Genomic DNA, 19,175 nt, shown 5'->3' on the forward strand with positions numbered 1-19,175 from the left:
GATATACTCATTTTAAGTAAACACTTTAAGCATAGGCAAAAACGTGCATCAGCGCAGTTATGAGTTTTGGGTAAAAACAGCAAGTGTGGTCACTATGGTGATGGTGAGTTTAATGATTGCTGCTAAATGTTGGGCATGGCTTGCGTCTGGCTCTGCGTCTATGCTCGGATCACTTACCGACTCATTGATGGATATTACCGCTTCAGCAATGAGTTTTATGGTGCTCTTTTATGCACTGCGCCCAGCTGATGACGATCATCGTTTTGGCCATGGTAAAGCTGAAGCCTTGGCGGGTTTAGGGCAAGCGGCATTTATTGCAGGCTCTGGCTGTTTATTGGCGTTTCATGGCATTGAACGATTATTTAATCCTGTGGTACTAAATCATTCAATGCTCGGGGTATGGGTTAGTCTATTTGCGATTGCTTGCACCTTAGTGGTGGTTTATGTACAAACTCAAGTCATTAAGCATACCGAGTCCATTGCAGTTAAAGCAGACTCTGTGCATTACAAAGGCGATATAATTTTAAATGCAGCAGTACTGCTGGCCATACTGCTTGCGCAAAATGACATGCTGTACGCGGATCCTATTTTTGCCATTGGCGTGGCAGGTTATTTGCTTTATAACAGTTGGGATATTGCTAGGCAAAGCGCTGACCATTTAATGGATAAAGAGCTACCTGAGGACGAAAAAGCCAGTATCATATCAATCGCTAACAGTCATAACGATGTATTTGGCGTACACGATGTACGCACGCGACAAGGTGGTAAAATTAAGTTTATTCAAATGCATTTAGAGCTTGAAGATCAACTCCCCTTGATCCGTGCTCATTATGTAGCAGATGAAGTAGTGGCGATGATCCAACAAGAATTTAATTGTGAAATGGATATTTTGATCCATCAAGATCCAATGTCATTGAGCCATAGCCGCGCTCAAGTTAATGAATCACAAAACTGATAAAAACGGCTAAGCACAGCTTTGCGAATGGTGTCTTGTTCAAATAGTAACTCGTGCTTAGCATTCGCAAATGTTTGTAAAATAGCATTACTTTGACGGTGAACTAAGGCTAATTGGGCTTGGTTATCAACCACAGTATCGTGCTCAGCACTGGCTACAAAAAGTGGAATCAATAGCTTTTGTTTTTCAAGAGTTGTCATAAAACCAAAAGCTTCATTCAACCAGCCGTAAGTCACCCCGCCTAATTGTAGCGCGCTATCCGTTTGGTAGGTCTGTCTAAATAAATCATAGCGAGTTTCGCTACTGGTTAGGTCGTTCTGTGTAAAAGCAATAGGCAGATAATCTGCTTGGCCAAATGCATAGTGTTTATTAAAACCAAATAAACAGGCAATACGAGCGGCAAGTTTAGCAACTGGTTTGGGAATTCCTTTAGTGAAAATATCAAACATGGGCGAAGACAAAAATACCCCACTGTAGTTATGTTCAAACCGGGTTAGGAAATCAAAAGCAATCGCGCCGCCCATTGAATGCCCGAGGATGACCTTTTTGCCTTGGTAGAGTTTACTGACAATTAAACGGTCAAACAGTGCTAAATCATCAGCATAATCACTAAATTTATTAACAAAACCTTTATGAGGGTTGGCTAAAGCGCGATAAGAACGGCCTTGGCCTTGATGATCAATAATAAACACCGCATAGTTATTTTTGTATAACTCCCAGATTAGCTCTTGGTATTTATCTAATCCTTCAATGCGTCCAGAGCAAATAACAATAGCGGCCTTGGCATGCTCAGGTATCACGTAGCCATAATATAAATCGCCGTTATCAGTAGTCAGCAGCGCTTTGTGCAACTGCTGTTGAAAAAACTCTGTGATCTCAGGTTGTTGGGTAAGTAAGTTTTGTTCTGTGCTGTAAAACATAATGGCCATGATTATTTTTGTTTATCCAGAGGTAAGGCGATACGCACACATAACCCACTTGGTTGTTTATTATGCAGCGTTAAACTGCCAGAATGGGCGGCAATTGCATTTTTAGCAATTGCTAAGCCAAGTCCTGTACCGCCGCTAGTTCTGTCTCGTGCATCAGATTGGCGAAAAAATGGCTCACATAATTTGGCTAAATTTTGCGGTTCGACGCCCGGGCCATCATCGCTGATCTCTATATAAATAGCATCACTTAAACTCAATGTTAGGGTGATTGTTTGCTCTGCATATTTTATTGCGTTGCGTAAAACATTCTCTAGCGCACTGGCAATGAGACTCTCGTCACAATAAATATCAACATTGAGTTGACCATTTATAATTAATTGCTTATTGGTCTGTTTAGCTTCAAATTGCGCATCATTCAAAACATGATCAATAATGATCTGTAAGGATTGTTGATGCAGCGATAGCGCCTGACTTTTCGCCTCTAAGCGCGATACTTGCAGCACATCAGCGATCATTTTATCGAGCTGATTTGCTTCTTTTTCAATGCGTAATAAATAGGTTTGGTTTTCTTCTGGGGTCTGCATTTGCGCAAGACCCGTAGCCATTTTAAGGCGAGTTAGGGGGGAACGCAACTCGTGAGATATATCAGCCAATAAGCGCTTTTGTGCAGAAATCAGTTGCTCTAACTGAGTTGCCATACTATTAAAGTCACGGCCAAGTACGCCCAGTTCATCTTGCCTGTTTGGATCAATTTCAGCGCGCGCGGTTAAATCGCCGTCAGAGAGCTTAATTGCAGCTTGCTTTAAGTGATTAATAGGTGCAATTAGGTTACGACTAAATATAAAACTTAAAGTTAATGAAGCCAGTAAAGCAATGATCACTTTTAGCCAAATCGGCATCAGCTTTAACCGTATAAAAAAAGGTGGTTGATGATTCTCATCAATTTCGTATAGGTAAAATTGCCCCTCAGGAAGGTTTATTTTTATCGGTCCGAATGCTTGATAATACTCGGTAAAAATAATTTGTGGCGGCATGTTTTTAGTGAAATTAAGTAAACTTAAATCAATCTCACTTGATGGTACTCTGCTACTGAGCGAGTGATCTGGCTGATCTGAATTTAAATATAGTAACTTTTGTTTTGCAAGCCGCGGATGAGTTAAAATTTCGGCAATCGATTTATTATGTTTGACTACCATACGTTCGATGCCTTTGGCCGTGTATTGCAAGTTTTTCTGCATGGGCCCTTGTAAGTTCTCATAACTGACTTGATTGGTCGCAATGTTACTTAAAAACACCAATGCAGTTATGGTGCCTATTACTGTTAGCCAAAACCACACAAAAATTTTGAAAAATAAAAAGTGCTGAGGATGTTTTAGCCAAGAAAACCGAGTTTTATTACTCCCCTTGGATAAAGACATAACCAGTCCCTCGCATGGTTTTTATTCGTTCTGCATTGTTGAACTCGGCAATTTTTTTACGAATATTACTCACATGCATATCAATTGAGCGATCAAAAGAGGCTAGGCGTCTACCGAGCACCTCTTCACTTATTTGCTCTTTACTGACCACTTCACCTGCATGTTTAACCAGTAAGGCAAGTACTTCATATTCAGTACCGGTTAGGCTTAGCGGGTGTTCATCTACATACGCTTCGCGGGCAGCTAAATTTATAACAATATTATTAACGGTTAACTTATTACTGCTGGTATTTGCTAGGCTAGTAATATGTTCAATACGACGAGTAATCGCTTTAACCCGTGCGAGTAATTCACGATGATTAAATGGTTTAGGAATGTAATCATCAGCGCCTAGTTCAAGACCAAAAATACGGTCAAAGTCTTCACCTTTGGCGGTTAGCATGATCACCGGCGTTAATTTTGTTTGCCTAAGCTGTTTTAATACTTCAAAGCCATCTAGTTTTGGTAACATAACATCGAGTAAAATTAATGCATACTCTTGCTCAAGCGCTTGTTTTAAGCCTTGTTCGCCATCATGGGCACATTCTATTTGAAAACCTTGCGCAGTTAAGTACTCTGAGAGTAACTCACATAAACCGGTATCATCATCAATCATTAATAGCTTCATTATTTGCTCACCTTAACCACGCTGGAATAACTTCATTTTACGCCTTAACGCACTTAAAAGTGAACCTTTACACAACCTTTACATTGCTTTGCGTTGCTTTGCACTTGGTTAGTTATAGTGAATATAACAACTGAACAGACACTAAGTTACAAGCAACTCAAAGGTAATGATTATGACTATTTCAAGTAAAGTTTCTAAACTAGTATTAATTTGTGGATTAGCGACAGCAACATTAGGCACTGGTGCCGTAATAGCAAAAGAGGGCATGGATCATAAACCAGGCCATTCTCAACAGCACAAACAAGCGCGCTTTTTACTCTCTGAGCGTGGCGTTAAAAAGCTTGATTTAACTGAGCAACAACAAACTCAGTTAAAAAGCATTTTTGATGCGCAAAAAGCACAGTTTAAAGCGCTACGTGGCAACGATAAACAGGCCATGAAGCAAGAGCGTGCTGCCCATAAGGCACAAATGCAAGCATTGTTAGATATGCCAACCTTTGATGAAGCCGCAGCGAAAGAGTTATTAGCGCAGCGCCAAAGCAAAGGCGAGCAATTTGGCTTAATTAACCTAAAAACGCAGCATCAAGTATGGCAAGTATTAAATGCTGAACAACGTGAAAAGTACCAAGAAATTAAAAAGCACATGCGTAAAAAAGGTGACAAAAAACGCAGCCGTGACGAACAAACGGCAAGCTAAGTAATTACCAAAATTACTAAAGCGAAAAATGAAGCGCGGGAGAGATCCCGCGCTTTTCTTTTTTAACGAGCCATGTGGCAGCGATTTTATATCGCGACAGAGTTTGCTCTGCAGCTGAGTTTTATCCAACGTCTAAATTATATATTTGACGGGGTAAACCTGCGGCTACACACTGGTAGCAGGTTTATATCGCGTCATAGTGCTAACTTAATAAGTGTAAGTAATTTGCGTACATTTAAGCGCATGCACAAGACAAGCTAACCTTACTCACTTATGCTATGAATGATGCAAATAAGCCCGCCATTTCACCCGATGAAATAGTCAATATCCGAGAAACATTTAATATGTCACGCGGCGTATTTGCAAACCTATTACATACCTCAGCAAGAACCCTTGAAAACTGGGAGCAAGGCCGCAGCGCACCTAATGGTCAAGCAATTACTTTACTAAAACTAGTGCAGCGTTATCCTGAGACTTTAAATCATATAGCTGAGTTGTAGGCTTCATGAAGCTCATTCAAGTAAATGAGACATTTAGACAAGTTTGATTTATTTCGAATGGTAAAAAGAGAGACGCCACACCCCATCATATTAAATGTTTAAAACTTGAATAGAGTAAATATTTTGATTCCAACTTTTCTGATTGCGCTGTACGAGAGGGGTGAAATGAGCTTCCATTTTCACAGCTAAAAACTGAGCAAAAATATAATGAATTTAATATATTAATCAATCTAAAAAAATTACTTTCTGTACCGTAGTTACTTTCAGGCTTCAGGGCGTGCAATATTGAATGCCTATTTAGGCTATGAGATTCATTAAATGCATTAGTATGTTGGTATAAAGATTTTTCTAAAAACCACCTCAAAGATTCAATCACTTGGATGCATTCATCATAAGTGTCATGGAATTTTATATCTAGAAAATCTTGAGGGACATAATTGCATGAATTAAAAATATAGTGCTTAATATAATAGCGCTGAAGCTTGATGAGATTTTCCACTAATTCCTTGGAAGAAACAGATGAAGCTTTTACGCCAAGATCCCTAATTACACCTTCTATACATGGTAATAATGAAATCACTGCAACTTTAAATAGTCCTAAGTGGTAAGCTTTAAGCGACTCTCCTAATATTTCAATGTACTTAGAAATATGTTTGTTGGTTGAGTATGTGCTTGTTAAAAGTTCAGGTAACCCTAAAGTACCTTTGAAAAAATCGGTAATTATTTTTTCATTTATATTGTTATCTTGGTTTTCAGATAATGCTTTTAGAAGCATTTCTTGATCACCATTAGAGATTAACGTTGGCAGAACAATACCAATTTTAAAAAATTCATTTCTAAGAAATGATAACCCATTGAGTTTATTTTTTTTAAGGTCTCTTGATTTTCCAATGGGAAGAAAAGCCGTTCTGTTTCCTATAGTAACTTTATATCCTTTAATATCTATAAATCGTCCGACTGTAATTTCTTCTACTGTAGCATGAGAGTAAGTTGACTTAATTATCGAGGATGTTTTTTCCAAGTTATTCAGTGAGTTCTTCTTCAATAAACCTTTATAGAGTTTACGAAATTTAAGATCGCAAATAGTAGGTTCTATCATATTAAATCCCTTTATTATTAGCGTGGGAAAAGCATTGAGTTAGTGTTCATTGATATTAGGCTTAGCAAAACACCCGCTTTAAATTCGTGGGTATATTGTTTGTCTTTGCTCATAAAACACCTGTTATTGGAAGTTACAATCTAACTCATTAAGTGTCTAGTAAACTATGGGAAGTCAAATCCAAATTAATAAATTAACTCAGCTCTTTAATCGCTCTACTGATCCCATCTAAGCTTAGCGGGTACATGCGGTTATCCATTAGCTGCTTTATAAAATCAATTGATTGATAGTAACGCCAGTGTTCAACCGGTTGTGGGTTGAGCCACGCGACTTTATCAAAATGATTAGTGATGCGATTAAGCCAGGCGCTGCCGGGCTCTTCGTTGTAGTGTTCCACTGAGCCGCCGGCATAGGCAATTTCATACGGGCCCATAGTGGCGTCGCCAACAAAGATCACTTTATAGTCACTGGTGAACTTATTGATTAGCGTCATGGTGTCGATGACGTTAGAGTGGCGGCGTTGATTATCTTGCCATACGTGTTCGTATAAACAGTTATGGAAGTAGTAAAATTCTAAGTGTTTAAACTCGCTATGCGCGGCGCTAAATAATTCTTCACAGGTGTGAATGTAATCATCCATTGAGCCGCCAATATCAAACAGCATCAATACTTTTACCGCATTGTGGCGCTCTGGTGTCATTTTTACATCCAGCATGCCGCCTTGCTTGGCGGTAGCGCGAATGGTCTCGTTTAAGTCGAGGGTGTCACTGGCGCCAGTGCGAGCAAACTTGCGCAGTTTTTTAAGGGCGAGCTTAATAGTGCGTGAGCCAATTTCACGGTCAGAATCTAGGTTACGGTATTCGCGTTTATCCCATACTTTTACCGCTTGGCGATTGCGGTTGCCGTCTTGACCAATCCTTACGCCCTCAGGGTTATAGCCATACGCGCCAAATGGCGATGTACCACCGGTGCCTACCCATTTATTGCCACCAGCGTGGCGTTTTTGTTGTTCTTCTAGGCGCTCTTTGAGGGTTTTCATTAGCTCATCAAGGCCGCCCATGGCTTTAAGCTGGGCTTTTTCTTCATCGGTTAGGTGTTTTTCAAACTCTTTGCGCAGCCAATCTTCAGGTAAGTTGTGCTGCTGTTTTAAGCTTTCGAGTAAGTCCAGATCGGCAATGCCGCTAAAGTAATCAGCAAAGGCTTTATCAAACCTGTCAAAGTGGGTTTCGTCTTTAACTATAATGGTACGGGCTAAATAATAAAATCCGTCAACATCGGCAAATACCGCGCCTTTTTTTAGCGCGTTGATCAAATCAAGCAGCTCGCGCAAACTAACAGGTAAACGGTATTCACGCAGTTTGAAGAAAAACGCAATCAACATCTTAACGGCGACTCATAAAGGCAAGTTTTTCAATTAAGCTGATATCTTGCTCATTTTTAAGTAGTGCGCCAAACATTGGCATTAAACCGCCTTTTTGAGTTTTGTCATGCAGAGTTTTTGCATCGATGTCTTCAGCCATAAGCAGTTTTAACCAATCAAGTAACTCGCTGGTGGAAGGCTTTTTCTTAATGCCGTTGACTTCACGTAGATTAAAAAATACTTCCAGTGCTTGGCGAACTAAATCTTGTTTTACGTGTGGGTGGTGAACATCGATAATTTGCTGCATTTCGTCACTAGATGGAAAATCAATGTAATGGAAAAAACAACGGCGTAAAAAGGCATCGGGCAGTTCTTTTTCGTTGTTTGAGGTGATGATCACAATAGGGCGTTGTTTTGCGATTACACGCTCACCGGTTTCATAAACATGAAATTCCATTTTATCGAGTTCTAATAGTAAGTCGTTCGGGAATTCGATGTCGGCTTTGTCTATTTCATCAATTAATAATACCGGGCGTTTGTTATGTTCTTCACCATAGGTAAATGCCTGCCACAACTTGCCTTTAATAATATAGTTGCCAATGTCGTTTACCCGGGCATCACCTAATTGGCTGTCGCGAAGGCGTGATACCGCATCGTATTCATATAAGCCTTGCTGCGCTTTAGTGGTCGATTTGATATGCCATTGGATAAGTGTGGTGTCTAAGCTTTTAGCCAACTCCTCAGCCAGCATGGTTTTACCTGTGCCGGGCTCGCCTTTGATCAAAAGTGGCTTTTCCAGCAAAATAGCCGCATTAACCGCTTGTTTTAACGCTGAACTTGCGATGTAGTTATCAGTAGAATTAAATTGCACGTAAATACCTATCTGGTCTGAGCAGTAAACAATATGCCTATCATGCCATAGTTAATCGGCTTCACCAAGGTAGCTAAAGCGTGGAATAATTTGGCCGTCTTTTTCAATCGTTTCGCTAAACATACTAAGCGGTCTTGCCCAAATGCCAAACTCACCATACAAGGCTTGGTAAATAACTAATTGTTCGTCTGTTTCACTGTGAGTGGCGACGTACAGAACTTTGTACTTTGGGCCTTTGTAGTGTTGGTATATGCCTGATTTGAGGGTATGTGGTTTTATTGCTGTAGTCATGTTTTGATCTCTTGTATAATTTGTCTTTGCACTTTTAATGCTAACTAATTTGCCAATACTATGAACTATATTTCGTTAGATGATTACAAAAAAGCGTGGGTTTTTCGTCATAAAGATGCGCCAGTAACAGAACAAGACCTTGCCTTAATTAAACCTATGAGCCATGAGCGTGCCGCTGTTTTATGGAGCACCATGGTGAGCCGTGAACATGACCATCCTGATTTTTTTGAAAAAACAGACTGGTGTGGTAACGAAGACAATTTCTCGCAAATTATTCACTGGGAAGCAGCATGGGAAGCCGGCGCTGAGCAATTGCCAGCGGAGATCCTTGCGCACTTAGGTTGGCAGGCTAATACTACAGTGTATTTTTGTATCGCCCGCGATAATATTATCGAAACCAGCTTTGATGTGTTTAAACGCAATTGGCAAAATTTTATGTTTTTAGCTGATGGTAGTCTGTTATTAGGTAAGAAACGTGATGAAGTAGTGCAGTTTTTAGAAACTGGCGATGCTAAATTAGGTATAAAGTCACAAGTTAAGTAACCTGAGCTTTGCTTTTGTAAAGAGCAGAGCTTAAAAAGCAGTCAATACTGTGCTATAAAACAAGCAACTAGATGTTTTAGAGTATGATCGTTGGCTGCAAGCGACCCCTTTCAACAAGTCGATATTTGGCAATCAGATACACAACGTGTGCTATATGCACAGTTGTGCAATGCTTTTTATGCGCGGGAAATAGGTCAATTAGTTGTTGAAGTTAATGAACAGCGTTTACGCAAGCGATTAAAAAGTCTTCCTTATTATATAGAACGCGCAGCAACGGCCGTGGTAAATGGTCAAGTTCCTTTTCAGTTAGATCCGCACAATGGCTGTTGGCTTGATAAGCAAAAAGCTCAGCCTCCCAACGCAAAAAATAATGATGATTTTTATCAAACACATAAAAATGTAGGTTTAATTGTTCCGCTTTTACTCAATAGCGCAAATCAAACCCGTGTTGCAATAGACAGCATCGACCAAGTAAGCGACAATAAACTTCATTGTAATGAGCATGGTTGGTTTGACTGCCAAGGTCAGCCGCTTGAAGGGCAGTCGGTGGTGTTATTAAAGCCCACAAAGGCAACAATGGCCGCTGCTTGTTGTGGCCATCAGTGGTCTTTTGATAAACGCACTACACCGCGAACGTTATCACTGAGAGAAATGCTGCTAGCAGGCAATATCAATTGGCGTAATTTAAAACGTCCCCATGTTCGAGTTAAAAAAATATAATACCAGTAGCCTTAATCGCATTATAAATTTGTACTGGTAGAGTAAAATCAAGGAGTGTTTAATGCGACTGTTTCAATTCACGCTGCTGTGCTTAGCGTTATTTGTACAATATCGATTATGGTTTGGCCACAACGGTGTACAAGATTATAGTCGTTTAAAAGCTGCTGTTACTTCACATCACGATACTAATGCTCAATTGATCAAACGTAATAAAGTGCTTAAAGCCGATATTGAAGATTTAAAGCTTGGTCAAGAAGGTGTGGAAGAGCGCGCTCGAAATGAATTAGGGATGATCAAACCCGGCGAAACATTTATTCGTGTTTTACCTGGGCAGCAACAAAATGACAACTAATTATACCCTTGCAGCCATAGTCCCAGCCGCTGGCGTGGGAAGCCGAATGCAACATAGCGCACCGAAGCAATACATTCGCTTGGCTGGTAAAACAATTCTTGAACATACACTTGCTAAACTAGCGCAACTCAAACAGTTAACGACTATTGTAGTAGCCGTCAGCGATGATGATCCTTATTTTGCTGCGCTGGAGTTTATTGATCAGCGCATTGTCCGTGCAAGTGGCGGCAAAGAGCGAGCAGACTCGGTACTTAATGGCTTATTAGCGCTTGCAGATAACCCGCCTGATTGGGTGTTAGTGCATGATGCGGCAAGGCCACTGGTTACGCTGGCTGATATTGAGTGCTTACTTAGTGAATGTATTAACGCTGATGAGGGCGGTATATTAGCAAGCAAAGTGAAAGATACCATTAAGCGCGGTGCAACTCATAGCCAACAAACAGTGCCACGGGATGACTTATGGCAGGCGTTGACCCCGCAATTATTTAAGTACCACGATTTAACGCAGGCATTGCAAACTGCGCTTGCTCAGCAGGTTACGATCACCGACGAAGCATCGGCAATAGAATGGGCGAATAAGCCCGTAAAGCTAGTGGCTGGGCGTAGCGATAATATTAAAATAACCACTCCAGAAGATTTAGATTTAGCCAACTTTTTACTCCAAAAACAACACAGTGAGAATGCATCATGATTCGTATAGGCCATGGCTTCGATGTCCATAAATTTGGTGGCGAAGGCCCGTTAACTATTTGTGGTGAAAAGATTGCTTACCCACAAGGCTTTTTAGCGCACTCTGATGGTGATGTTGCGATCCATGCACTATGCGATGCTATTTTAGGCTCATTAGCAATGGGCGATATTGGCAAGCACTTTCCTGATACCGCCATTGAATATGAGAATATAGATAGCCGTATTTTATTACGCCATGTTGTTGATTTAGCTAAGCAGCAAGGCTATGTACTGGGTAATGCGGATGTAACGATAGTAGCGCAAGCGCCAAAAATGCTGCCGCATATTCAAGCCATGCGTAAGAATTTAGCCGCTGATTTAAATGCTGAACTGGACCAGGTAAATGTCAAAGCAACAACCACTGAAAAGCTCGGTTTTGAAGGGCGAAAAGAAGGTATTTCAAGTCATGCAGTGGTTATCATGAGCAAGCAATCACTATGAGCGAGTTAAATTATTTATACGGTGCACCACTATCTAAAGCTGATTTTAAAACCACTGCTGAAGATTTTATGGTGGACGAAGACTTAGGCATCGAATTTACCGGCAGTGGTGAACACGTCTGTTTACAGGTCGTTAAAAAAGGCGAAAATACCCAATACGTTGCTAAATTACTTGCCCAAAAAGCGGGGATTTCGCCACGTGATGTCAGCTTCGCTGGTATGAAAGATCGCCACGGAGTATGTAGTCAGTGGTTTAGTGTGCCAGTACCCATTAAAAAAGACATTGATTTTACTGAGCTAAACAGTGAATCACTGTTTATCATTGCTCAGCAACGGCATAATCGTAAGCTGCGGACTGGCTGCCACAAAGGTAATAAATTCAGCATTATTCTGCGTAATGTAACTCAGCCGTTAGACATTCTTTGTCGTATCAACGCGGTACGCGCCGGGGTGCCTAACTATTTTGGCGAACAACGCTTTGGTCACGATGGTCATAATTTAGTGATGGCTAAAAAGATGTTTGCCGGTGAGCGCATTCGTGACAAAAAACTACGTGGTTTAATTATCTCTGCTGCACGTTCTTATGTGTTTAATCAAATAGTGAATTTGCGTGTTGCTGAGCACGGCTTAGCTAAAACCATGAACCGTGAAGTGTTTATGCTCAGTGGTAGCAATGCATTTTTTGAAGATGCCATTAGCGATGAAAATATCGCTCGTCTTGCCTCTGGCGATATTATGATGTCTGCGCCATTGGTCGGCACTAGCGAAAAAGGTCTCACCGAACAAGAAAAAATATGGCTAGAGCCGTATCAAGATTGGTGTGAAGGGCTTGGTAAGTTAGGGCTGAAAAATGAGCGCAGAATGTTGCGTTTGATCCCACAAGATTTAACCGTTGAAACGATTGATGAAACTACCATTAAATTGAGCTTTGGTTTACCCAAAGGCACCTTTGCCACGGCATTGTTACGTGAGCTGGTGGATTACACAGATGCAAGCCCACGAGTACATAAAGAACAGGACGCTGAAAATGAAAATTCTTCTAAGTAACGATGATGGTGTTAATGCAAAAGGTATTGCAGTGTTGTATCAGGCATTGACGCAAATTGCAGACGTAACGTTAGTTGCACCTGATCGCAATTGCAGTGGCGCAAGTAACTCACTGACGCTACTTAATCCACTGCGTGCTACCACGCTAGATAACGGGTTTATTTCGGTCAATGGTACGCCCACTGATTGTGTACATTTGGGCGTGAATGAATTACTTAATGAAAAGCCCGATTTAGTTGTGGCTGGCATTAATCATGGCGCGAATTTAGGTGACGATACTTTGTACTCAGGGACTGTTGCAGCAGCAACCGAAGGACGTCATTTAGGCTTGCCCGCAGTGGCGGTGTCTTTGTGCTCAAAAGAAGGCAATCATTTTGAAACGGCAGCAGCGGTGACTGTCAGCATAATTAAAGAGCTGGCGTCACATCCATTGCCAAAAGATCAAATCATCAACATTAATGTGCCAGATATTCCGTTATCTGAGCTAAAAGGCGTGCAAGTAACGCGTTTAGGTGCGCGTCATAAAGCAGAAACCATGACTAAACAACAAGATCCATGGGGACGAGACATTTATTGGTATGGGGTTTTAGGTGCCGAAAGTGATGCCGGAGAAGGTACAGACTTTTATGCTATCAATAATGGCTATGCATCGGTTACGCCACTAAGTGTTGATATGACTGCGAAAGATAGTTTGGCTGCGGTTGGTGAGTGGCTTAAAACAATGGAGATCAACGGTGCTGGCTAATTATACTCGAAGTGCCCGTGCGCTCGCTGACCTATTACAGCGTGAAGGTGTTGAAGATAAATTGGTACTCAGCGCTATTGCTGATATTCCACGTCATGTATTTGTTGATGATGTACTTAAGCATAAAGCGTATCAAAATACGGCGTTGCCAATAGGTCAAGGACAAACAATTTCACAGCCATATATTGTTGCCCGTATGACCGAGTTACTGCGTTTGGCTGGCGTGCGCGATAAAGTACTTGAGATAGGCACGGGTTCAGGCTATCAAACAGCGGTGCTGGCGAAAACCTTTTCAAAAGTATTTTCGGTAGAACGAATTAAAGCGTTACAATGGCAGGCTAAGCGCCGTTTACATAACCTAGACTTATACAACGTTTCCATGAAACATGGCGATGGTTGGCAAGGCTGGCAGTCACAAGCGCCGTTTGATGGCATCATTGTAACCGCCGCTGCATCGCAAGTCCCGCAGGCATTACTTGATCAACTCAGTGATGGTGGGGTGATGATTGCGCCAATCGGTAATGAAGATCAACAACTGGTTATGGTTGTGCGCGAAGGCGAAAAATTTACTCAACATGTTATTGCGCCAGTTAGATTTGTACCTTTAGTCCCTGGCGACATTGAATAGGAAGTCACTTTGAAATTGTTTACTAAGTTATACGATATGGCATTAGTGTGGGCAAAACATCGCCACGCAGAGCGTTATTTAGCTGGGATGAGTTTTGCTGAATCGGTTATTTTTCCTATTCCACCCGATGTAATGCTCGCGCCGATGTCGCTTGCACAACCGAGCAAAGCATGGCGCTATGCTACTTTTGCTACAGTTGCTTCGGTGCTTGGCGGTATTTTAGGTTATTTGCTCGGATTTTGGTTGTTTGAACCTGTAGTAGAGCCATTAATAGCGCAAATGGGTTGGCAAGAAAAGTTTAATACCGCTTTAAGCTGGTTTAAAGATTATGGCGTATGGGTGGTGTTTTTAGCCGGTTTTTCGCCAATACCCTATAAAGTATTTACTATTGGTGCTGGGCTTTTGCACATGGCGTTTTTACCTTTTTTATTAGCTTCTGCTGTCGGGCGTGGTGCGCGATTCTTTTTAGTTTCAGCGCTAATGAAGTGGGGCGGAGTAAAAATGGAGCAAAAATTACGTCAATATATTGAGGTACTTGGCTGGGGGGTAGTGATTTTAGTGGTGGTTGCATACTTTTTATTACGTTAAGCATCTAAATAACTACTTTTAGCACAAGGAGCAAAACACCATGAATAAACAGTACGTCTTCTATGTTACTTTATTTACAAGTGTTTTGCTCAGTGCCTGCTCATCTCGACATGCCCCCGCTCCGGTCAGTAGTTTAAATACCAGTGTTAAACCTTATACTAGTAAAGTAAATATTAATGGTGACCGCTACACGGTTAAAAAAGGTGATACGTTATACTCGATAGCCTTTAGCGCCCAGCAAGATTTCCGCACGTTGGCAAAAAATAATGGCATACCAGCCCCTTACATAATCCAACCGGGGCAAACAATTTCTTTTAAAAATGTACCTGAAAAAATAAAAAAGCATAAAAAATATACGAAACCGAGTAAGAAGTCTACAAGTGACATACAAAAAAATAACAAAAAATTAAAGAAAGAGCTTGATCAGCCAAAACAACGAGAGTATGTTCAAAAACAAGCCAATAGGAAAATTAGTAAAAATAACAGTTTGTCCTCGACCCAAGTTAAGTGGTCGTGGCCAGCTAAAGGAACAGTAACTCAGCGTTTTTCAACCAAGGAAAGCGGTTATAAAGGGTTACAAATTACTAATAAAAAAGGTGTCGCTGTTTTTGCCGCAGCACAAGGGACTGTAGTTTATGCGGGTAATGCACTTAGAGGATACGGTAATTTAATTATTTTGAAACATAATGATGATTATCTTAGTGCCTATGCACATAACTCTAAGTTGCTAGTTAAAGAAAAACAGGATGTGAAAGCTGGGCAAAAAATAGCCGAGATTGGCAGTTCAGACTCTGAAGTGACGGCATTGCGTTTTGAAATCCGTTACCGAGGACAAGCTGTTAATCCTGAGAAGTATTTGCCTTAGCTATCGGTCGGGTATTGATCATAGTGATATAAGATCACTTGTTTGCTTGAGGGTACGCTCATGGGTAACACAGCAAAAATAGAAAAAACGAAAGATGCGATTGATGATAAATTTGATGATATAGCTGTCGCTGATACAGACTCTGAATTATTAGATGACGTCGATAAAGATGATGATAAAGAAGATGAAATATTTGCCAAAGAGGAAATCACTAAGAATTTAGATGCGACTCAGCTGTATTTAGGTGAAATTGGTTTTTCGCCATTATTAAGTGCTGAAGAAGAAGTCTTTTTTGCTCGCAAAGCATTAAAAGGCTGTAGCGCTTCTCGTAAACGAATGATTGAAAGTAATTTACGTTTAGTTGTTAAAATCGCCCGCCGTTATAATAATCGTGGCCTTGCGTTACTTGATTTAATTGAAGAAGGTAATCTTGGTTTGATCCGCGCCGTTGAAAAATTTGATCCTGAACGTGGTTTTAGATTTTCGACCTATGCGACTTGGTGGATCCGTCAAACAATTGAACGCGCCATCATGAATCAAACCCGCACAATTCGCTTACCAATCCATGTAGTGAAAGAACTTAACGTTTATTTACGCACCGCACGTGAACTAACGCAAAAGCTGGACCATGAGCCCACTGCCGAAGAAATTGCAGCGTGTTTAGACCGACCAGTTGAAGACGTAACTAAAATGCTGCGTTTAAACGAGAAAATCACCTCTGTAGATACACCTATTGGTGGTGAAAACGATAAAGCATTGTTAGATATTATTGCCGATGAAAAAGGCTTTGGCCCGGAAGGCGAAGTACAAAATAATGATATCAATAAGCACATTGTAGACTGGTTAGGTGAGCTTAATCCTAAGCAACGTGAAGTGCTTGCACGTCGTTTTGGTTTGTTAGGTTATGAGCCATCAACGCTTGAAGATGTGGGTCGTGAAATCGGTTTAACGCGTGAACGAGTAAGACAAATTCAAGTAGAAGCACTGCGCCGCTTAAAAGATATTTTGCAGCATGAAGGATTAAGTACTGATAGCTTGTTTGATCAGTTTTCATAATATTGATACAGCAATAGACGCAGCAACACAAACACACACAGAAAATAATTATTAAAAGCTGAGGAGCTAACTCTTCAGCTTTTTTTGTGCTTAAAGCATGCTACAGCAGCGATTTTAGCTTATATAGTAAATCTTGAGCTTGGCGTGGGCTTAAGTTATCTAGGTCAACCTCAGCGAGTTGTGCTTCTACCTGTGATGGTTCAGCTGCAAACAATGATGGCTGTACTGCATTGATATCAGCAGTGACTGGCTGATGATTCTCCAGCATTTTAAGCTTTTGTTTTGCCTGCTTTATAACTGCTTTTGGCACCCCAGCTAAGGCCGCTACTTGCAAGCCAAAACTTTTACTTGCGGCACCATCAAGTACGGTATGCATAAAGGCAATTGTGTCGTTGTGCTCTATCGCATCTAAGTGAACATTCACCAGTCCCGCTTGTTGCTCGGCCAGTTCGGTAAGTTCAAAATAATGGGTTGCGAATAAAGTTTTAGCGGATATTTTTGATGCTAAATGATCCGCTGTTGCATAAGCTAATGATAGACCATCGTAGGTACTCGTCCCTCGGCCAATTTCATCCATTAACACCAGTGACTGCGCGGTTGCATTGTTTAAAATGGTGGCTGTTTCGGTCATTTCGACCATGAAGGTTGAGCGACCTGATGCTAAGTCATCACTGGCGCCAATACGTGTAAATATACGGTCGATATTACCAATCTTAGCGCTGTCTGCTGGTACAAAGCTACCAATGTGTGCCATTAACACAATCAGTGCAGTTTGGCGCATATAGGTTGATTTACCGCCCATATTTGGCCCCGTAATGATCAGCATTTTACGCTGAGCATTAAGCTCTACAGGATTGGCAATGAAAGGATCTTTCATTACTTGTTCAACAACTGGGTGGCGACCTTGCTTAATACTAATGTCATCGTTATCGCACAGTAGCGGTTTTGCATAGTTCAATGCAATTGCACGCTCGGCAAGGTTATTTAGCACATCTAAATCTGCCAGTGCTGCCGCCATTATTTGTAGCTGTTCAATGTGCGGGGCAATAAATTCAAACAGTTGTTCGTAAAGTTGCTTTTCAAGCGCCAGAGCTTTTGATTGGCTACCTAACACTTTATCTTCATGTTCTTTAAGCTCTGGAATTATATAACGTTCGTTATTTTTAAGCGTTTGGCGACGAATATAATCAGCGGGCACTAAATGTGCGTTGGCACGACTTACTTCAATAAAAAAGCCATGCACACGGTTATAACCGATTTTAAGGGTGCTAATACCGGTGCGTTCACGCTCGCGCTGTTCGAGTTGTTCAAGAATGTCGGTAGCGCCTTGGCTGAGTGAACGCCATTCATCGAGTTCACTGTTGTAACCCGGTGCAATTACGCCACCATCACGAATAAGTACCGGTGGGTTTTCAATCACTGCTTGCTCAAGTAATTGCTGTAAATCAGGTAATTCAGGAGATTGCGCGATGATCTGACTAATGCGAGGATCGCTGGCATCGGTTAATAGCTGGTGCAGTGGAGCTAGGGCTTGTAGTGCGCTACGCAGACGGGTTAAATCGCGCGGACGAGCGGTCCACAATGCTAAACGAGCAATAACCCGCTCAATATCACCTATTTGTTTTAACGACTCATGTAGCTCACCACACAGCTGTACATCGATAATGGCACTAATCGCATTAAGGCGAGCGTTAAGCTCAGGTTTAGAACGTATTGGTGTATGAATACGACGCTTTAATAGCCGTGAGCCCATCGCTGTTGCTGTTTTATCAAGTACTTGTGCTAAGGTGTTTTCAAAGCCACCAGAGAGGTTAACGGTCAACTCTAAATTTTTACGGGTGGCAGCATCTAAGATTACTGCATGTTCGTTATGTTCTAATGTGATGGCGCGAATATGGGGTAGAGCAATACGTTGCGTGTCTTTCACATATTGCATAAGGCAACCGGCGGCAACTAATGCAGCAGTTGCTTTATCAACCCCAAAACCGACTAAATCTTTGGTGCCAAACTGCTCGCATAACAAATGTTGTGCAGTGTCTAAGTCAAACTCCCATTCAGGACGACGGCGAATACCTTTGATATGCTCAATCAAATGAAAGTTGGCAAAGTCTTCGCTATAGAGTAACTCTGCTGGTGCTAAGCGTTGTAAAGTTGAACTAAATGCTTCTTCAGTATTTACTTCAACAATATTAAAACGGCCTGAGTTAATATCTAAGTAAGCAATGCCATACACGCCTTTTTTACTTTGCCAAACACTGGTCAGTAAATTATCTTGGCGCTCTTGTAATAGTGCTTCATCAGAAATGGTGCCAGGGGTAACAATGCGTACAACTTTGCGCTCAACAGGCCCTTTGCTGGTTGCAGGGTCGCCCACCTGTTCACAAATAGCGACGGATTCACCCATTTGTACCAAACGAGCTAAATAGTTCTCTACCGCATGATAAGGGACGCCTGCCATAGGAATAGGATCACCGCCGGCTTTACCACGGTGAGTTTGTGAAATATCAAGCAGTTGTGCTGCACGTTTTGCATCATCAAAAAATAGCTCGTAAAAATCGCCCATGCGATAAAACAGTAAAATATCACGATGCTCAGATTTTATTTTTAGATACTGCTGCATCATCGGAGTTTGTTGACTTATATTGTGCGGTGCATAAAGATCGAACGACATGTAT

The 19,175-nt window shown here is 41.3% G+C and carries 21 protein-coding genes and 1 pseudogene; 14 read left to right on the forward strand and 8 right to left on the reverse strand.

Going from position 1 to position 19,175, the window contains the following annotated elements:
* Positions 1–43: 43 nt before the first annotated feature.
* A complete protein-coding gene (locus tag H5186_RS03440; protein ID WP_149982150.1) occupies positions 44–955 on the forward strand; it encodes a cation diffusion facilitator family transporter in 912 nt (303 codons plus the stop codon).
* Here the strand turns inward: H5186_RS03440 and H5186_RS03445 are convergent.
* The 3 genes from H5186_RS03445 to H5186_RS03455 are packed head-to-tail and all read right to left on the reverse strand — an operon-like array spanning position 931 to position 3,969.
* Complete coding sequence (locus tag H5186_RS03445) at positions 931–1,875, reverse strand: alpha/beta fold hydrolase (RefSeq protein ID WP_182794151.1); 945 nt, start codon at positions 1,873–1,875, stop codon at positions 931–933. The genes H5186_RS03440 and H5186_RS03445 overlap by 25 nt on opposite strands.
* Before the next feature lie 11 nt (positions 1,876–1,886).
* Positions 1,887–3,302: an ATP-binding protein gene (locus H5186_RS03450; RefSeq protein WP_182739740.1), complete on the reverse strand. Its 1,416-nt coding sequence runs from the start codon at positions 3,300–3,302 to the stop codon at positions 1,887–1,889.
* Positions 3,280–3,969 carry a response regulator gene (locus tag H5186_RS03455; RefSeq protein ID WP_149982148.1) on the reverse strand — a complete coding sequence of 230 codons (690 nt, stop codon included), beginning with the start codon at positions 3,967–3,969 and terminating at the stop codon, positions 3,280–3,282. Before H5186_RS03455 ends, H5186_RS03450 begins: the two co-directional genes overlap by 23 nt.
* Positions 3,970–4,141: 172 nt before the next feature.
* On the opposite strand from H5186_RS03455, the gene H5186_RS03460 reads away from it, so the two are divergent.
* Both H5186_RS03460 and H5186_RS03465 read left to right on the forward strand, forming a co-directional pair.
* Entirely contained in the window at positions 4,142–4,666 is a 525-nt protein-coding gene (locus H5186_RS03460; RefSeq protein ID WP_182717194.1) for a Spy/CpxP family protein refolding chaperone, read from the forward strand.
* Positions 4,667–4,908: 242 nt separating this feature from the next.
* Positions 4,909–5,166, forward strand: a pseudogene (locus tag H5186_RS03465) (helix-turn-helix domain-containing protein); the annotation flags it as partial.
* An 85-nt stretch (positions 5,167–5,251) separates the two neighbouring features.
* Here the strand turns inward: H5186_RS03465 and H5186_RS03470 are convergent.
* The 4 genes from H5186_RS03470 to H5186_RS03485 form a co-directional block, all read right to left on the reverse strand.
* Complete coding sequence (locus H5186_RS03470) at positions 5,252–6,265, reverse strand: hypothetical protein (protein WP_182794131.1); 1,014 nt, start codon at positions 6,263–6,265, stop codon at positions 5,252–5,254.
* 193 nt (positions 6,266–6,458) lie between these two features.
* Positions 6,459–7,646 carry a VWA domain-containing protein gene (locus H5186_RS03475; RefSeq protein ID WP_182794132.1) on the reverse strand — a complete coding sequence of 396 codons (1,188 nt, stop codon included), beginning with the start codon at positions 7,644–7,646 and terminating at the stop codon, positions 6,459–6,461.
* A 1-nt stretch (position 7,647) separates the two neighbouring features.
* Positions 7,648–8,496, reverse strand: coding sequence for a MoxR family ATPase (locus tag H5186_RS03480; protein ID WP_182731547.1), 849 nt, complete (start codon positions 8,494–8,496; stop codon positions 7,648–7,650).
* A gap of 51 nt (positions 8,497–8,547) precedes the next feature.
* Positions 8,548–8,787, reverse strand: coding sequence for a DUF1653 domain-containing protein (locus H5186_RS03485; RefSeq protein ID WP_182767256.1), 240 nt, complete (start codon positions 8,785–8,787; stop codon positions 8,548–8,550).
* A 60-nt stretch (positions 8,788–8,847) separates the two neighbouring features.
* Between H5186_RS03485 and H5186_RS03490 the strand changes: the two genes are divergently transcribed.
* From H5186_RS03490 to rpoS, 11 genes are all read left to right on the forward strand, one after another.
* On the forward strand, positions 8,848–9,330 hold the full coding sequence (locus tag H5186_RS03490; RefSeq protein ID WP_182761389.1) for a DUF2947 domain-containing protein: 483 nt from the start codon (positions 8,848–8,850) through the stop codon (positions 9,328–9,330).
* A 90-nt stretch (positions 9,331–9,420) separates the two neighbouring features.
* The gene (locus tag H5186_RS03495; protein WP_182731534.1) at positions 9,421–10,050 is read left to right on the forward strand and encodes a hypothetical protein; all 630 of its coding nucleotides are present in this window, start codon (positions 9,421–9,423) and stop codon (positions 10,048–10,050) included.
* Between the two features lie 61 nt (positions 10,051–10,111).
* Positions 10,112–10,402: a cell division protein FtsB gene (gene ftsB / locus H5186_RS03500; RefSeq protein WP_145235264.1), complete on the forward strand. Its 291-nt coding sequence runs from the start codon at positions 10,112–10,114 to the stop codon at positions 10,400–10,402.
* Entirely contained in the window at positions 10,392–11,093 is a 702-nt protein-coding gene (ispD, locus tag H5186_RS03505; RefSeq protein WP_182761388.1) for a 2-C-methyl-D-erythritol 4-phosphate cytidylyltransferase, read from the forward strand. The genes ftsB and ispD overlap by 11 nt, the downstream gene beginning before the upstream one ends.
* The gene (gene ispF / locus H5186_RS03510; protein ID WP_182761387.1) at positions 11,090–11,572 is read left to right on the forward strand and encodes a 2-C-methyl-D-erythritol 2,4-cyclodiphosphate synthase; all 483 of its coding nucleotides are present in this window, start codon (positions 11,090–11,092) and stop codon (positions 11,570–11,572) included. Before ispD ends, ispF begins: the two co-directional genes overlap by 4 nt.
* Entirely contained in the window at positions 11,569–12,618 is a 1,050-nt protein-coding gene (truD, locus tag H5186_RS03515; RefSeq protein ID WP_182794133.1) for a tRNA pseudouridine(13) synthase TruD, read from the forward strand. Before ispF ends, truD begins: the two co-directional genes overlap by 4 nt.
* Positions 12,599–13,363 (forward strand): 5'/3'-nucleotidase SurE, encoded by a 765-nt coding sequence (gene surE, locus H5186_RS03520; RefSeq protein WP_145235272.1) that lies wholly within the window; start codon positions 12,599–12,601, stop codon positions 13,361–13,363. The genes truD and surE overlap by 20 nt, the downstream gene beginning before the upstream one ends.
* Complete coding sequence (locus H5186_RS03525; RefSeq protein ID WP_145235274.1) at positions 13,353–13,991, forward strand: protein-L-isoaspartate(D-aspartate) O-methyltransferase; 639 nt, start codon at positions 13,353–13,355, stop codon at positions 13,989–13,991. Before surE ends, H5186_RS03525 begins: the two co-directional genes overlap by 11 nt.
* 9 nt (positions 13,992–14,000) lie before the next feature.
* On the forward strand, positions 14,001–14,579 hold the full coding sequence (locus tag H5186_RS03530) for a YqaA family protein (protein WP_182761386.1): 579 nt from the start codon (positions 14,001–14,003) through the stop codon (positions 14,577–14,579).
* A 40-nt stretch (positions 14,580–14,619) separates the two neighbouring features.
* Positions 14,620–15,444: a peptidoglycan DD-metalloendopeptidase family protein gene (locus tag H5186_RS03535; protein ID WP_182761385.1), complete on the forward strand. Its 825-nt coding sequence runs from the start codon at positions 14,620–14,622 to the stop codon at positions 15,442–15,444.
* 60 nt (positions 15,445–15,504) lie between these two features.
* Positions 15,505–16,500 (forward strand): RNA polymerase sigma factor RpoS, encoded by a 996-nt coding sequence (gene rpoS, locus H5186_RS03540; protein ID WP_145235280.1) that lies wholly within the window; start codon positions 15,505–15,507, stop codon positions 16,498–16,500.
* Between the two features lie 100 nt (positions 16,501–16,600).
* On the opposite strand, the gene mutS is transcribed toward rpoS, so the two are convergent.
* Positions 16,601–19,171, reverse strand: a complete 2,571-nt coding sequence (gene mutS / locus H5186_RS03545) for a DNA mismatch repair protein MutS (RefSeq protein ID WP_182794134.1) — start codon at positions 19,169–19,171, stop codon at positions 16,601–16,603.
* Between the last annotated feature and the right edge of the window lie 4 nt (positions 19,172–19,175).

Source organism: Pseudoalteromonas sp. SG41-2 (assembly GCF_014164535.1).
GTDB classification, from domain to species: Bacteria; Pseudomonadota; Gammaproteobacteria; order Enterobacterales; family Alteromonadaceae; genus Pseudoalteromonas; species Pseudoalteromonas rhizosphaerae.